The 17414-nt window shown below is 32.6% G+C and carries 12 protein-coding genes; 4 read left to right on the top strand and 8 right to left on the bottom strand.

Features of this window, described 5'->3' with window-relative positions; genetic code table 11:
- The first annotated feature begins 12 nt into the window (after window positions 1-12).
- The 3 genes from argB to CLMAG_RS24185 all read left to right on the top strand — a co-directional run bounded on the left by argB (window position 13) and on the right by CLMAG_RS24185 (window position 3760).
- Complete coding sequence (gene argB / locus CLMAG_RS24195; protein ID WP_066628685.1) at window positions 13-906, top strand: acetylglutamate kinase; 894 nt, start codon at window positions 13-15, stop codon at window positions 904-906.
- Entirely contained in the window at window positions 888-2063 is a 1176-nt protein-coding gene (locus CLMAG_RS24190; RefSeq protein ID WP_066628682.1) for an aspartate aminotransferase family protein, read from the top strand. Before argB ends, CLMAG_RS24190 begins: the two co-directional genes overlap by 19 nt.
- A gap of 587 nt (window positions 2064-2650) precedes the next feature.
- Window positions 2651-3760, top strand: coding sequence for a M20 metallopeptidase family protein (locus CLMAG_RS24185; RefSeq protein ID WP_066628680.1), 1110 nt, complete (start codon window positions 2651-2653; stop codon window positions 3758-3760).
- Between the two features lie 206 nt (window positions 3761-3966).
- Here the strand turns inward: CLMAG_RS24185 and CLMAG_RS24180 are convergent, their stop codons facing one another.
- The gene (locus CLMAG_RS24180) at window positions 3967-7071 is read right to left on the bottom strand and encodes an efflux RND transporter permease subunit (protein ID WP_066628678.1); all 3105 of its coding nucleotides are present in this window, start codon (window positions 7069-7071) and stop codon (window positions 3967-3969) included.
- A gap of 13 nt (window positions 7072-7084) precedes the next feature.
- A complete protein-coding gene (locus tag CLMAG_RS24175; protein WP_066628674.1) occupies window positions 7085-8299 on the bottom strand; it encodes an efflux RND transporter periplasmic adaptor subunit in 1215 nt (404 codons plus the stop codon).
- Between the two features lie 191 nt (window positions 8300-8490).
- On the opposite strand from CLMAG_RS24175, the gene CLMAG_RS24170 reads away from it, so the two are divergent.
- Window positions 8491-9033 (top strand): TetR/AcrR family transcriptional regulator, encoded by a 543-nt coding sequence (locus CLMAG_RS24170; protein WP_066628673.1) that lies wholly within the window; start codon window positions 8491-8493, stop codon window positions 9031-9033.
- A 207-nt stretch (window positions 9034-9240) separates the two neighbouring features.
- Here the strand turns inward: CLMAG_RS24170 and carB are convergent, their stop codons facing one another.
- The 6 genes from carB to CLMAG_RS24140 form a co-directional block, all read right to left on the bottom strand.
- The gene (carB, locus tag CLMAG_RS24165; protein ID WP_066628672.1) at window positions 9241-12435 is read right to left on the bottom strand and encodes a carbamoyl-phosphate synthase (glutamine-hydrolyzing) large subunit; all 3195 of its coding nucleotides are present in this window, start codon (window positions 12433-12435) and stop codon (window positions 9241-9243) included.
- A 68-nt stretch (window positions 12436-12503) separates the two neighbouring features.
- Window positions 12504-13574 (bottom strand): glutamine-hydrolyzing carbamoyl-phosphate synthase small subunit, encoded by a 1071-nt coding sequence (carA, locus tag CLMAG_RS24160; protein ID WP_066628670.1) that lies wholly within the window; start codon window positions 13572-13574, stop codon window positions 12504-12506.
- Window positions 13575-13647: 73 nt separating this feature from the next.
- On the bottom strand, window positions 13648-14646 hold the full coding sequence (gene argF, locus CLMAG_RS24155) for an ornithine carbamoyltransferase (RefSeq protein ID WP_066628659.1): 999 nt from the start codon (window positions 14644-14646) through the stop codon (window positions 13648-13650).
- Between the two features lie 366 nt (window positions 14647-15012).
- A complete protein-coding gene (locus tag CLMAG_RS24150; protein WP_066628657.1) occupies window positions 15013-15744 on the bottom strand; it encodes an amino acid ABC transporter ATP-binding protein in 732 nt (243 codons plus the stop codon).
- 13 nt (window positions 15745-15757) lie between these two features.
- Complete coding sequence (locus CLMAG_RS24145) at window positions 15758-16405, bottom strand: amino acid ABC transporter permease (protein ID WP_066628654.1); 648 nt, start codon at window positions 16403-16405, stop codon at window positions 15758-15760.
- A gap of 66 nt (window positions 16406-16471) precedes the next feature.
- A complete protein-coding gene (locus tag CLMAG_RS24140; RefSeq protein ID WP_066628653.1) occupies window positions 16472-17305 on the bottom strand; it encodes an ABC transporter substrate-binding protein in 834 nt (277 codons plus the stop codon).
- Between the last annotated feature and the right edge of the window lie 109 nt (window positions 17306-17414).

The raw sequence follows: 17414 nt of genomic DNA, 5'->3' as shown, positions 1-17414 counted from the left end.
ATGAGGGATATTATGATAAAAATAGATAAGTCAGTAAATGCAGATGCCATAAATGGTATTTCTCAGTATAAAGGAAAAACTTTTGTTATAAAATATGGTGGAAGTATTATAAATAATATAAATGCCCAAAAAGCTTTCATAGAGGATATTATACACCTTATAAACTCAGGTATCAATATTATAATAGTCCATGGTGGAGGTCCAGAAATAAATAAGTGGATTAACAAAATAGGTATTAAAAGTGAGTTTGTAAAAGGCTTAAGAGTGACTGATGAAGCTACTATGGAAATAGTGGAAATGGTTTTATCCGGTAAGGTAAATAAAAACTTAACCTCAAACCTAAGTAAATATGGCTTAAATGCTGTGGGCATTAGTGGTAAAGATAGTAATTTAGTTCAATGTGAAAAAAGATATGTCTATGGAAATGGTGAAAAGGTAGATATCGGCTTCGTAGGCGATGTCGTTAGAATCAATAAAAATTTCTTATTGACTCTATTAGAAAAAAATATGATTCCAGTAATTTCTCCTATAGGTACTGATAAAAATGGTGTAAGCTACAACATAAATGCAGATTATGTAGCAGCATTTGTAAGTGGAGTATTAAAAGCAGAAAAATTACTTATTGTGACTGATGTTGAAGGAGTGTACAAGGACATTAATGATCCTTCAACTTTACTCTCCTCCATATCTATAAATGAAATTAAAGAATACAGTGATTCTGGTATAATAAAGGGTGGTATGCTGCCTAAGCTGGAATGCTGTGTAGAAGCCTTAGAAAAAGGTGCTAAAAAAGTTCATTTGGTAGATGGAAGAAAAGAACATAGTCTACTAAATAGTATTTCTAAGGATTTCGGTACTAAAATTATAAAAGAAAGAGGGATTGAAAGATGTCAAAAAGTAGTGTAATGAATACTTATGGAAGATTTGATGTAACATTTGAAAAGGGAAAAGGTGTTAAATTATACGACACAAATGGAAAAGAGTATATAGATTTTGTTTCCGGAGTTGCTGTTAACTGTCTTGGCCATTGCCACCCTGCTATAACAAAAGCAGTTGTAGAGCAAAGCAATAACCTTGTACAGTTATCTAACTATTATTGGAATACAAAACACACCTTACTTGCAGAAAAATTAACAGAAAACAGTGATCATGATAAAGTATTCTTCTGTAATAGTGGAACTGAAGCAAATGAGTGTGCTCTTAAAATAGCAAGAAAATACGGTACCCTTCATGGAAATGGAGATAAAAACGTAATTTTATATATGGATAATTCATTTCATGGAAGAACAGTAGGTGCTTTATCCGTTACTGGTCAGCCAAAATATCAAAAAGACTTTATGCCATTAATGGGCGGAGTTAAAAACATAAAATTTAATGACATAAACCAGTTAAAAGAAAATTTTAATGAAAATGTGTGCGGGGTTATTATAGAGCCTATACAAGGGGAAAGTGGAATTAATAATGCTGATGTTGACTACTTAAAAGAACTACGTAGTCTATGCGATCAGTATAATGCTCTTATGATCTTTGATGAAGTTCAATGTGGTATGGGTCGTACAGGAAGCCTTTTTGCTTATAAAAAATTCGGTGTTATCCCTGATATTATCACTGTTGCAAAAGCACTTGGTGGTGGTTTCCCTGTTGGTGCAACTATAGCTAACGAAAGAGCTGCAAGTGCATTTGTTCCTGGTGATCATGGAAGTACCTTCGGAGGAAATCCACTTGTTTGTGCAGTTGCTTTAGCAGTATTAGATGAATTAATAGATGGGAAAATAATAGATAGTATCCCTGAAAAGGAAGCTTATTTAAGAAGCAAGCTAGCTGTTTTAAAAGAAAAGTATGGGTTGATAAATGAAATAAAAGGTATGGGTCTTTTAATTGGAATTAGTATCAATGATGGAAAATTTAAAGATTTAGTAAATAAGTGCTTTGAAAAAGGACTTTTAGTTGTAACAGCTGGTTCAGATGTTGTTAGACTTCTTCCTCCTTTAAATGTAACAAAGGAAGACATTGATGAAGCTATGGCTTTACTAGAACTTGCAATGAAGGAAATGGTGTCTTAATATATAGAGGTGTGCAGCCGAAAGTTGACTTATGCTACGGGATATTGGGCTAATTCTTCTGCACGTTAAATACTTTTTAATGAGTCTAAAGCTCAGAATTTAATAAAAGCTAAGAATCTTTGATAACTCGCTAACGCTCAAACAATCAAAGATTCTAAGCTTTTATCAAATTCCTCACTAAGACTCATAAAAAAGTATTTAAATGTGCTTTCAGAATTAGCCCAATATCCCTTCGTATAAGTCAACTTTCTAGTTACAAACTCTATATATTAAGATAATATCACTCAGTCCAATCATATAATTATTTTAAGATTTTTTACAATATCTCTAAGTATGAGATTTAATTATATACAGTTAAAACCTTAGAATTAATAAATTTTGATCAATATAATAAGTTAGTTTATAAATCAGAAACTCTATATGAAAACTAAAAGTGTTTTTATGGAATTAACTTAATTTATGAAATGATACATCTAATACATATATAAATATTTGCAAAATATAAGTTTAACCTGTAGTCTATTAGTATCAATTTGCTAATAGACTACTATTTTATCTAAATCATATATAAAGAAAGGTGAGTTATAATGGATTTGAAGAAGTTAGTAGAGGAAAATATACAGGAAGTGAAGGATATTTGGGATAGACTGCATTGTAATGCTGAGCTTTCTTTTAAGGAAGTTAAGACTCAAGGGATAATATTGGAGTTTTTTAAGGAGTTAGGAATTAAAACTCAGGTGCTTTTTAATACTGGGGTTGTTGCTACTCTTAATGAAGGCGAGGATTGTATTGCTATAAGAGCAGATATGGATGCTTTGCCTGTCAATGGGGTTTCTCATGCTTGTGGCCATGATTATCATATGGCAATAACCTTAGGTACAGCTTTACTTCTAAAAAAGATAGGCTGTAAGAAATGTATTAAGTTTATATTTCAACCTGCAGAAGAGAGCGAAGGCGGAGCTCTTCCTATGATAGAACAGGGTGTTCTTGAGAATCCTACTGTTAAATCTATGATAAGCTTTCATGTTTGGCCTATGGTGCCAGTTGGTAAGATAGAAGTTGCTGGTGGTCCTTCAATGGCTTCTGTAGATGACTTTCATGTAACCTTTAAAGGAGTTGGAGGTCATGCTGCTATGCCTCATTTATGTAAAAATCCTATATACCCTGCTATAGATTTTATTGAAAGCATGAATATAAAATCTCGTATTGAACAAAATCCATTAAATTCTCATATTATAACTTTTTCTTCTATGCAGTGCGGCACTGCACCAAACGTAATATCTAATGAGTCAAAGGTACTTGGCACCGTTAGAACTTTTGACAATAATTTGAGAAATAAACTATATGAAGATATCCAAAATACTGTAAAATCAAGTGCTGAAAAATATGGATGTAGTTCTGAAGTAAACTATAGTTTTCAATATCCACCTTTAATAAACGATAACGATCTTGCTAAAAAGTTTATGGATTTGACTAAAGAACTTATTGGTGATGAAAATGTTTTACCTTTAGAAAAAACCTTTGCCGCTGAAGACTTTTCATTCTTTGCTGAAAAGGTACCTTCTGTACATTTTAGATTAGGTATTTCAGACGGAGTAAAAGGTGAGCACCCACTCCACTCCCCTAACTTTGATGCCTCAGAGGACTCTCTTCTCTACGGAATTTACATTACAACTAATTTTTTGCTTAGTTCCTAAATCTATATATAGGTATCCATCATCAAACATTAGCTTATGCTAGGTATTACTAAGGATAGCTCTTCTTAAGAGAATAAATGGTATTTTGAATTGTTATGCAAATTTAAATGATACTTAAATTCTATATTGGTAAAAATGCTCTAAAAAGAGGAAGTTTCTAATAACAAACGTCCTCTTTTTGGATCATATAGCCCCTAAATATTAATTTATTTTTTAATGTCTTTGAGTTTATCAATAATGTATTTCGCTTTATCAGTTACCAATCCCTCTGCTTTCCCTAATTTTTTACCTTCTAACTTTGTATTAACTAAAGAATATACAACAGGAACGACAATAAAAGTAAGGAAAGTTGCAGTTAAAAGACCAAACATTATTGTTACTGACATAGGTCCAAACAAGGCACTCTTTGAAAATGCAAGCGGAATTATCCCCGTAATGGTTGCTGCAGAACTTAATATTATAGGTCTAAATCTTTGGCTTACAGCATGAAGGCAAGCTTCATCTATAGATAGACCTTCACTTCTTCCTTCAATTATATATTCTATAAGCAATATGGCATTTCTTATAACTACCCCAATTAGACTTATTATACCCATTACAGCAGTTAATGATAGTGGCATTCTAAATACTAGAAGTCCTATTACTACCCCTATCAGGGATAGTGGTAGAGAACACATAATTACAAGAGGCTGTATAAAGGATTTAAATTGAATAAACAACAGTATATAAATTATTAATATAGTAAGCACTCCTGCTAAAGCAAGGCTGGTAAAGTTCTTTTCTATCTGATACTTTTCACCATCATAAATAACCTTTACTCCATCTAAGTCTATTTTACTTAGCTTACTGCTTAGTGCATTTTCTACATCTACAGAGTTATAACCTGTTTTTACATCACTATATACAGTAATTGTCTTATCTTTCTTATAATGTTTTATCTGATCCAACTCTGAGTTCAAGGCAATAGAAGCTACTTGTGCTAACAACACTTTATTTTCAGTAACACTAGATTTAATTTGTAAGTTTTCAAGCTCCTTTACAGTGGATATATTAGTTTTAACTAATATATCATACTCACTACCATTTTTTCTATATACAGAACTGCTGTAGCCTTTTAAAGCAATGTTTATCTGCTTTAAGACATCTGACTTTAATAAACCAAGTGATGATGCTTTTGCGGTATCTATATTCACCTCATATTCATAAGTCTTTTTTGCGGCATCATCTCTTACGTTTGAGGTTCCAGGAATGCTTTTTAGCTGTTGCTGTATCTTATCTGAGGCTGCATAGACTTTGTCCAGGTCATCTCCAGTAAGTCTTAATCTTACAGGGGATCCGATTGGTTCAGCTACCTCCAATAGTTTTACTGTAGCTGTGCCTCCTGAGATTTTAGCATCTAATACGTCTTGCACATGCTCAGCCAGTTCTTGATTGCTTTCAAACTTCTTCGTTTTAGTTAAATCCACATTTGCTAAAATTTGAGCAGTATCCTTTGCTGGAGTTGTTGTAGGTAAAGTAATATAGAATCTAGGCATACCTCCACCTATGGCTGAAGTGTATGAAGTAATCTCCTTTTGTGACTTAAGTACATCTTCCACTTGCTTTACCAAATTTGATGTACTGTTAATATCTTCAACTTTTTCGTTGGTAATATCCACATATACTATATCTTTATCTGCGCGAGGGAAAAATTGCATCCCTAAGGTTTGTGCTATTCCCACAGACACTATGAATACTGCAAGAGCCGCAATAATAACTTTCTTTTTGTTCCCAAGTCCATAAGTTAAAAGTTTGTGGAACATTTTTCTAATCTTACTTTCCTTATCAGCACTCTTGCTTTTTTTAAAAGCTAAGGAAGACATAGCTGGAGTTATAAGTAAAGCTGATATATAGGAACAGGTTACACAAATTATTACTACTTGAGGTAAAGTTTTTAAAAATTCACCCACTGCACCAGGGATTGTTAACAATGGTAAAAAGGCTCCAACAATAATTAATGTGGAAGTAAATACAGGTACAAACAATTTATTTATACCCTTAACACCTGCTTCATCTCCAGTCATTCCTTCATCTATTCCTACCTGGATAATATCGCCTATTACAATAGCATCATCCACCAGTATTCCCAGTGCTATGATTAGTGCCGTAGTAGACATTTGCTGAATTTTTATTCCAAGTACATACATTACTAAAAAAGACATGCCTATGGATATAGGAATAACTGAAGATACTACTAAGGCATTTCTTATTCCCATACCTATGAGCACCACTATAACTACTAGGATTACACCTTCTTTAAGATTCTTCATAAAAAATGATACTGAATTATTTACATCCTTAGGTTGAAATATAACCTGATCTACAGCTAAATCCTTTGGAAGCTGTTTTTTTATTTCATCTAGTTTTTTTGTTGTATCATTACCTATTAAGACTATATTTTTATTATCTTGAAAGTAGCCTGATAGTAAAACTGCGTTAGTTCCATTATTGGTATATTTATAATCAGAATCATCATCATAATCCATAGCTACTTTTGCTATGTCTTTAATTTTTACAGTTTCCCCGGTAGTACTTGATACGCCAACAATAGTATTTTGTATATCTTGAATGGAGGTAAAGGCTCCTGGTGTTTTAACCTTTATTTTTCCACTAGCTAAATTCAAAGATCCTGAAGGAATATCTATATTTTGTGCTTTTAATACAGAACATACATCTTCAATAGAAATAGGATATTTATTTATTTTACTTAAGTATACTTCTACTTTTACCTGCTTTTTCTGTTTGCCTTCTATATCAAATCTAGAAATACCACTGACACTACTCAATTGTTTCTTTATATCATCCGCATAATTTCCTAACTGCTCATAAGTATAATTTTTGCCCGATATACTTATAATCATACCTGCAGTCTCTGTCAGTTTGGTGTCTATCTGACTCTCCTCACAGCCATCTGGAAGCTCAGACTTTAAATCCTTTATCTTATCTCTTAACTCTCTCCAGGCTTTGTCTTTATCCGCATCATTATTTAAGTTGACAATAACTATAGATGCACTATTTTGCGAGTAGGATTCTACATAATCAAAACCACTTATCTCTTCTACCTTGTCCTCTATCTTTTTTGAGACCAACTTTTCTATATCACTGGAGGAAGCCCCAGGATATATAGTGGTAATCATGGCAGCAGGAGATGAAACATCGGGACTTTCTTGCTTAGGAATAATGTAGTAACAATAGAAGCCACTTATAATAGCAATAGCTACTAAAACAAGTACAATTTTTTTATTTTTTATAGCTGCTTTAATTAATCTCATAATTAATTCTCCTTTACTTTATTGTAACCCCATAACCAGCTTTTATATTTTTCATGCCTTCAATAATAAGATTGTCATTAGGTTTTAAGCCTTCTACTGCAACCTTACCTTCATTTGTAGCCCCTAAGGTTACATTTTTCCTAGTAGCATGTCCATTTTCTACTATATAGACATAGTCTTCTCCATCATTTAAAATACTGCTAATAGGAATCCATATGGAATTCTTATCCCCTACACTAACATAAACTTTTACAGTGTCGCCAATATAAAATGTACTGTTATCGATGGGATTTAACAGCTTAATTTCAGCACTATAGGTTCCAGAGGTTTTATCTGACATTTGAACTATATTTATGATTTCTCCCTCCACCTTATCATTATTGATTTTAACCTGTGATTTTGTTCCTGTTTTTACTTTCTTAACATCATCAGAGGATAACCCTATTGTAACAACTTGATTTTCACTTCTTAATAAAACAGCAGGATTACCAGCAGACTGCATTTCCCCTTCCCTGCAGAGTACATCTACAACATAACCATCTACATCTGAGGTTAAGGAAGCGTCCTGTACTAAATTTACTTTTGAATCATAACTAGCCTTTGCAGCGTTTAATTGAGCTAGAAGTCCTTGTTTATCTTCCTTTCTAGCTCCATTTTGGAGCTGCTGTAGAGTTTGTCTCGCACTATTTAAAGCACTTTCATAGCTATCTGCTTGAAGCTTGGCACCCTCTAATTCTTGCTTTGAAATTGCTCCACTTTGATACAGTTTAGCATTTTTATCATACAAGTCCCTATAATAATTATAGTTATCCTCAGCATTTTTCACTGCTATCTCAGCTTTATTTATATCTTGCTCTTCAGCACCATTTACTGCCTTACTATACTGTGCAGAGGCTGAATCCATCTGTGCTTTAGAAGCTTCCATATCAAGGTTTAAATCACTTTTATCTAAATCAACTAAATAATCACCTTTTTTTATCTGTTGTCCCTTTGACACATATATTTTAGATATTTTTCCAGAACTCTTAAAAGAAAGCTTTCTCACTTCACTGCCTCCTGTTATTCCTTCATATTCTAAAGAAATAGGGTAGTTTTCATTTTTTACCTCTAAAGTTTTTACAGGGTAACTTTTAGTATTGCTTTTTTCCGAGTCCCCTTTGCTGCCGCATCCACCTAGTATAATTATGCTTATAAATAAAGAACAAACAGATAGAATTTTTTTATTCATGTTATACCTCCTGTAATTTAAATAATTATATTAGAATATATAAAACACTTGCACTTTATCCAACATGTGTTTATTATAAAAGGTAAATTATACATCTTCAAGCATTAATGTACTTTGGATTTGTCGGTTATCCAGCACAAAACCTACAGGTGTTGGATAACTATCAAAATATTTTTTAAGGAGTTTTTATGATGGAAGAAAAGAAACTTGATAGGCGTATACAGAGAACTAAAAAAGCTCTACTTCAATCTTTAACAAAGCTTATGTCTGAAAAAAAAATTAATAATATTACAGTAAAAGAGCTTACTGACTTAGCAAATGTTAATAGATCAACTTTTTATTTTTACTACAAAGATATATTTGATATGGTAGAGAAGATAGAATCTGAACTGATTAATGATTTCAGCGAGACCTATGAGAAATTTTCAGAGAAAGCTACCACATATGATGACATGCTATCTTTTTTTATCTATCTATTTGAGTTCATACAGATTAATTCTGAAATGTGCAAGATATTTCTTCGTCATGATGGGGATCATACTTTTATAGAAAAACTTAAGGATGCTATAAACCACTGCAAGATTCCTCTAGACAATACAACCTCAGAAACAGAAGCTCATTATTGCATGCCTTTCGCCATATCAGGCTGTATTGGAGTAATACAACAGTGGCTAAAGGATGATATGAAGGTTCCTCCTAAAGAAATGGCTGCCATTGTTGTTAAAATGCTTTAAAATTAAACATGATTGTTTTTATTTTTCCGTATATAAACCTATATTTGTATTTTTATCTTTAATGTTATTATTACCATAATTACCAACTATACATGCAAAAGAACGTATATAGATTTGAATTTACACAAATCTATATACGTTCTTTGCTATCATTTAACAGTGCTAAAGCTTGGTAGCATATTTCGGAGTATAAGTTAAGTTTCCGTTTTATGATTCTAGAAAATATTGATTTAAAGATTTATAAGTTACTTCTTTGTCGTATTTCTTTACCTCTATTGCAGTTAAAAATACTTTTGCAGTATCTATGCAGGTAAATGCTCTCACTGCCATTTCTAAACATCTTTTTCTTAACTTGAAACCTTGTCTAGTATCATTATTGCCTATAGTTGGAGTATTGATTACTAGATTAAGCTCCCCACTTGATATTAATTCTTTAGCTTCTTCAAAAGTTACTATACTACATTCAATACACTCATTCTGTAAAAACATTCCCGTACCTTCAGATGCATATATCTTAAATCCTAATTCACAATACTTTTTAACAATTTCAGATCCTTCATTTTTATCTATATCATTAAAAGATACATAAATGCTTCCTTCAACTGGTATATGGTTCCCTGCAGCACTAAAAGCTTTATAAATTGCTATATCTAAATCTTCATCAATACCTAAAACTTCTCCAGTGGATTTCATCTCTGGTCCTAAATACATATCTGCATTTACTATTTTCTCACCGGAGAAAACTGGTGCTTTTACTGCGTAGAATTTATTAATTTGTTTTAAACCAACACCATAAGGTGATTCTTTTAGCTTTTTGCCAAGCATTGCATCTACAGCTAATTTTACCATAGGTATTTGTGTTACCTTACTTAGTATTGGCACAGTTCTTGAAGCTCTAGGGTTTACTTCAATTACATATACATTCTCTCCATTATAGGCATATTGTATATTTACAAGACCTACAATATTAAGTTCTTTAGCAATAAGCTTAGTATACTTAACCAAAGTATCTACTACTTCAGGTTTTAAAGTAATATGAGGATAAACTGTAATACTATCACCAGAATGTACTCCTGTTCTTTCAATATGCTCCATTATACCAGGAATTAATATATCTTCCCCATCTGCAATAGCATCAACCTCTATTTCAGTACCTTTGATATACTTATCTATCAATATAGTATGCTCATTTGATAGGTTTACTGCTTCAGTCATATATTTTACTAGTGAAGCCTCATCGTACACTACCTGCATAGCACGACCGCCTATTACATAAGAAGGTCTTACAACTACAGGATATCCAAGTTCTGGTGCAGCTTTAATTGCTTCTTCAATGCTTGTAACTGCTACACCTTGTGGGGTAGGAATATTGATTTTGTCTAATAACATTCTAAACTTATCTCTATCCTCTGCCTCATCTATTGCTTCTACAGAAGTTCCTAATATTTTAACACCTCTGTCCTGTAATTTCTGTGCTAAATTAATTGATGTCTGCCCTCCCAGTTGTACTATGACACCTTCTGGTTGTTCACAATTAACAACATTCATTACATCATCTATATATAAAGATTCAAAGTAAAGTTTATCTGCTGTATCAAAGTCTGTACTTACAGTTTCAGGATTGTTATTTATTATTATAGATTGGTAGCCAGCTTCTTTTATAGCCCATACTCCCTGAACACAAGAATAATCAAATTCTATTCCCTGACCTATTCTTATTGGTCCAGAACCAATAACTATTATCTTCTTTTCATCAGATATAATATTTTCATCTTCAAGTTCATAACAGCTATAATAATATGGTGTTTCAGATTCAAATTCTCCGCTGCAGGTATCTACCATTTTATACACAGGTCGAATCTGATTTATTTTCTTTATATTATCTAGTGCTTCCTGCTTTAGACCAGTGCATTCACATATATATGCATCTGTAAATCCCATTGATTCTGCTTCATGTATTAGCTCAATGCTAAATTCTTCATTTCTCAGTCTTAATTCCATTTGAACTATATTATTTATGCTGTGTAAGAACCATATATCTATTTTTGTAATCTTTTCAATTTGTTCAATAGAAATATTTCTTCTAAAAGCCTCTGCAATTGCAAATAATCTTTCGTCATCCTGCTTAGAGATCTTTAAAAGCAGTTCATCATCGCCCATATCTTCTACTGATGCAATCTTTAAACCTATTATTTTTCCTTCAAGACAAGTTACAGCTTTTAATAGAGCTCCTTCAAAAATTCTATCGATAGCCATAACCTCACCAGTGGCCTTCATTTGAGTACCTAGACTGCGCTCTGCTTTTGCAAACTTGTCAAAAGGCAGCTTAGGTATTTTTACTACAACATAGTCAAGACTTGGTTCAAAGCAAGCACTTGAGTTTTGTGTAACATAATTTTTAAGTTCATCTAAACTGTAGCCAATTGCTATTTTAGCTGCTATCTTTGCAATAGGATAACCTGCTGCCTTAGATGCCAAAGCACTTGAACGACTTACTCTTGGATTTACCTCAATAACTACGTATTCACTGCTTTTAGTATCTAGTGCAAATTGTACATTACATCCACCTTGAATCTTCAGGCTTCTAACTATTTTTAGAGCTGATTGTCTTAACATATGATATTCTTTATCTGTTAAGGTCTGAGATGGCGCAACTACGATACTATCTCCTGTATGAATACCAACTGGATCTATGTTTTCCATATTACATACGATAATACAGTTATCTTTTCCGTCTCTTATAACTTCGTATTCAATTTCCTTCCATCCAGCTACACTTTGTTCCAATAAAATTTGTCCTATTGGACTAGCACTCATACCTCTTTCACAAATTTCTATTAGTTTTTCATGGTTATCTGCTATACCGCCTCCTGTTCCACCAAGAGTGAAAGCAGGTCTTATAATTACAGGATATCCATATTTCTCTACAAAGGCTTTACACTGTTCTATATTATTAGCAATAACGCTCATCGCAACAGGTTCGCCAATTTCAACCATAAGTTTTTTAAACTCTTCTCTATCTTCAGCCTTCTCTATAGACTCTTCATTTACGCCTAATAATTTAACTCCATATTTATCAAGAATTCCTTTTTCCTTTAATTCTAGACCTAAATTAAGAGCAGTTTGACCTCCAAAACCAGCTAGTAACCCATCTGGTTTTTCCTCTTTGATTATTCCTTCAAGACTTTCCAAATTTAATGGTTCTATATATACCTTATCAGCTATGTGTAAGTCTGTCATTATAGTAGCTGGGTTGCTATTTACCAAAATGGTTTTTATGCCCTCTTCTTTTATCGCTTTACATGCTTGGGTACCTGAGTAATCAAATTCAGCTGCCTGCCCAATTATAATCGGTCCTGATCCTATTATCATCACTTTTTCTATATTAAGGTTTTTGCCCATGCTATTCCTCCTAATTGATCTAAGTAATACCTTCACGTTGTTAATATATTGAGTTTAAATCAACCTTCTTATCGACTATCCTTCATTAACCCCATAAATTTATCAAATAAATAAGATGTATCTTCTGGTCCTGGTGCTCCTTCTGGATGAAATTGAACTGAGAAAACTGGCAGCTCTTTATGCTGCATTCCCTCTATAGAATTGTCATTTAAGTTTCTGTGTGTAATAATCATACCTTTTTCTTCTATACTTTGCTCATCTACTGCATAACCATGGTTTTGAGAAGTTATATAAGCTCTGTCTCTCTGTATATCATAAACTCCATGGTTTCCTCCTCTGTGGCCAAATTTCATTTTATAGGTATCTCCACCTACAGCCAGTGCTAATATTTGGTGTCCAAGACATATCCCAAAGGTAGGAGTCTTAGTTATAATCTTTTTAACGGTCTTAATTGCACATTCAACGCTCTTAGGATCTCCAGGACCATTGCTTAGTAATACTCCATCTGGTTTAATCTCCATTATTTCCTCATAAGTTGCATTATAAGGAAAAATTGTAATGTCACAATTTCTGTGCTTTAAGTTATTTATAATGTTATTTTTTGCACCAAAATCCATAACTGCTATCTTTGGACCTTGGTTTTTTATAGTTATAATTTCTTTTGTACTTACTTCTTCCATATAATCTTCATTATACTGTCCATTTTTTAAGCAATCTTCAAGAGCTGATATGGATAATTCCTCTGTGGATATTACACATTTTAAAGCTCCATTACTTCTAATTTTCTTAGTAATACTTCTTGTATCCACACCATATATGCCAACAATATTCATTGATTTAAGCATTTCATCTATTGAGTTTTCACAAGTATAATTAGAAGGTGTATTAGATATGGATTTTACCACTAACCCTCTGGCAAAGGATTTTTTTGACTCCCAAGCAAATCTATTTACACCATAGTTTCCTATCAGAGGATACGTCATAGTTATTACCTGTCCAGCATAGGACGGATCAGTAAGTATTTCCTGATATCCAGTCATAGAGGTATTAAAAACTAATTCTCCAACTGAAGTTCCACTTTTACCAAACCCTTTACCCATATAGACTGTTCCATCCTCAAGATATAATATTCCCTTCATTGTATCTCCTCCACATAGTAATTGAATTTATTTAATCATTAAAAAAATATAAACTGTAATGAATTTCTAAATGCTATTGTCCTAAAGTTGCTACCATAACTGCTTTTATTGTATGCATTCTATTTTCTGCTTCGTCAAATACAACGGAATGCTTGCTTTCAAATACCTCATCTGTTACTTCTAGTTCCTCTAATCCAAATTTATCGAAAATTTCTTTGCCGATTTTTGTTCCTAGATCATGGAAAGCTGGTAGACAATGCTGAAAAATAACCTTCTCATTCCCAGTCATCTTAAGCATATCCATATTAACTTGATATGGCTTTAAAAGTTTTATTCTACTTTCCCAATTCTCAACGGATTCACCCATTGATAACCAAACATCTGTATATATTACATCAGCACCTTTAACACCTTCAGCTATATTATCTGTACAAGTAATCTTTGCACCTGTCTCCTCTGCAACTTTGCTGCATTTCTCAATTAGCTCTTCCTTTGGAAATAATTCCTTTGGTGACACTATTCTAAAATCCATTCCCATCTTTGATGCACCTATCATTAATGCATTTGCAACATTGTTTCTTCCATCACCGGCATACACAAATACTACTTTGTTAAGTGGTTTATCTACATGTTCTTGTATTGTTAAAAAGTCTGCTAAAACTTGAGTAGGATGATCTTCATCTGTTAATCCGTTCCACACAGGTACCCCAGAATACTCAGCAAGCTCTTCAACTATGGATTGACCAAATCCTCTATATTCAATTCCATCATACATTCTTCCCAGTACTCTTGCAGTATCAGCTATTGATTCCTTTTTACCCATCTGGCTTCCTGTAGGACCTAAGTAAGTTGTATATGCTCCCTGATCATGAGCTGCAACTTCAAAAGCACATCTTGTTCTTGTTGAGTCTTTTTCAAATAGTAAAGCTATATTTTTACCTTTCAATTTTTGCTTTTCCGTTCTCTGAGCTTTTGCAGTTTTTAATTCTTTCGCTAAACTTAATAAGTATTCTATTTCCTCCGTTGTGAAATCCATTAATGTTAAAAAACTTTTATTTTTTAAATTTTCCATAACAATACCCCCCAAAAATTAAACTCTTGCATAAATATTCTCCAAACATCCCGTTGTTTCCGTTGATTTTTCTTATATGATAAAAAATATGCAATTTATTTTATTCATTTTATACATTTTATTTTATATTTATACATATATTATCATAAGCCCATTCCAGTGTCAATAACCTTTATGACAAGCCATCACTGAAGTATGAAATTTTTTTATCCGTGAATAATTCAAATTTATACAAAAAACTACATCACAAAAAACCCTCTATGCAAAGGGTTTTTTTGATGATATATATTTATTAATAATTCCCCTTCATTCCTGTAAGATTTCTGATTTAAAATTAATGGAGGATTTTAAATTTTATAGGGTAACTTATAGTATTTTTTCTAAAAAAGCCTTTGTTCTCTCTTCTTTAGGATTTTTAAAAATATCTTCTGGAGTACCCTGTTCAACGATTTTTCCACCGTCCATAAAAATTACTCTATCGGCAACTTCTCTAGCAAAACCCATTTCATGAGTCACAACTACCATAGTCATACCTTCCTTTGCCAAATCCTTCATGACACTTAAAACTTCACCTACAAGTTCAGGATCTAATGCGGAAGTAGGTTCATCAAAGAGCATTATATCTGGTTTCATACAAAGAGCCCTTGCAATCGCCACTCTCTGTTTCTGTCCCCCGGACAATTTAGAAGGATACTCTAAAAATTTTTCACTTAGTCCTACTTTATTTATTAATTTTTTTGCTCTCTTAGCAACAATCTCTTTATCTTCTTTTTTTACTGTGATAGGAGCTTCCATTACATTTTGAAGCACTGTCATATGTGGAAATAGATTAAAGTTTTGAAAAACCATACCCATTTTTTCAACTACTTTTCTCAGATGCTTTTTATTCTTTGAATCTAAATTTTCTTCTTCTATCATAACAGAACCCTTATCAGGCACTTCTAGATGATTTAAACATCTTAAGAAAGTACTCTTGCCTGAACCAGAAGGCCCTATTATTACAAGCACTTCTCCTTTTTTAACACTTACATCTAGATTTTCAAAAACCTTAAGATTGCCAAAGACCTTTGTTAGTCCTTTAGTTTCAATTATATTCATCAACAATTCCTCCCTAATATATAGACAACTTTTTCTCTATTGAAGAAAAAATCGAAGTGAAAACTGTAGTCATTAAAAGATATAAGCAAGCTGTAATAAAATATGGTCCTATTGGATTACCTGAAGCTGATACTAAAAGACCTGCTGATCTAAGTAACTCCTCCATAGCTATAGAGGAAACAAGAGATGTATCCTTTATCATAGCTATAAATTCATTACCTACAGGAGGAATAACTATTCTAAATGCTTGAGGAAGCACAATTCTTTTCATAGTCTGATAATGAGTAAAGCCTAGAGCCTTTGATGCTTCAAACTGTCCTTTATCTATAGCAAGAATACCACTTCTTATAATCTCAGCCATATATGCCCCTGAGTTAATGCTTAGGCCAATTATAGCTGCCTGCATAGATGTAAGAGTTATTCCAACTGATGGAAACCCATAGTAAAAAACGAAAAGTTGAAGCAAAAGAGGAGTTCCTCTAAATATCCATGTGTAAAAATTACCAATAGAGGCAATAAACTTATTAGATGATATTTTAATCATTGCAACAATTACCCCTATGATAGTTCCAAAAACAACTGACAAAAATGTTAACTTAAGAGTCATAATACTTGCTTTAAGTAAAATAGGTACTATACCCACTAAAGTATTAAAATCCATTATAAAATCTCCCCTCAATCAGTAAGCTAAGCTTTATCCGATGGCTACATATACATCAAAGTCTAATTACTGATTTTCTTTATAAATATCATAACCGAACCATTTTTCAGAAAGCTTTGATAGTGTTCCATCTTTTTTAAGCTCGTCCATAGCCTTTTGATAACCATCTCTTAAATCTGTATCATCTTTTCTAAATGCTACACCTATTGGTTCCTGACTTAATAAGGATTTTATTTTCTTAAACTTATCCTTTTGGCTTGCAATGTAATAATCTCCAACCTGAGGATCTGAAACAACAGCATCTATCCTTCCATTTTTAAGGTCTAAAAAGGCTTCTGTCATTCCATTGTACTTTTTAACTTCTTTCATACCTGATATCTTGCTCAAGGCATCTTGTGCAGTAGTCCCTACTTGACAGCCTATAATTTTCCCTTTAAAGTCATCTTGACTGTTTACCGTTGTATTATCAGCTTTTACAAAAATTGCATTTCCACCATAAATATATGGCTCTGTGAAAATCATAGTTTTCTTCCTTTCATCTGTTATACTAACACTAGAATGTATAACATCAAATTTTTTAGATTGAAGAGCCATAAAGATACCATCCCATGCCGTTGGAACAAATTCTACCTTAGTACCAAGTTTTTTACCAATTTCATTTGCTATGTCTATATCATAGCCTACAAGCTTATTATCTTTGTCCTTAAATTCCATAGGCGGATAAGTATCGTCTATTCCAATAATAATTTTTCCTGCTTTCTTAACCCTATCTAATGAATTCTCCTTAGAACTATTATTAGAACTTGATGTTAATTTGGATTCTGAGGTACCTTGTCCACAACCAGCCAAAACTGATATACTAAGTACTAAAATAATAAACATAGAAAAAATTTTTTTCATTTAACATACTCCCTTTCAAATATAATTTTAATAATTTTGTTTATTCCATGACATCTTATCTGATTCACAGTTCATTTTTGTTAAGAACTTTCTTAGTAATTTTCTCTAC

The sequence above is a fragment of the Clostridium magnum DSM 2767 genome (assembly GCF_001623875.1).
Lineage (GTDB): Bacteria > Bacillota > Clostridia > Clostridiales > Clostridiaceae > Clostridium_AM > Clostridium_AM magnum.
Note: the sequence above shows the minus strand (reverse complement) of the source record. Positions and strands in the feature narration are given on the sequence as shown.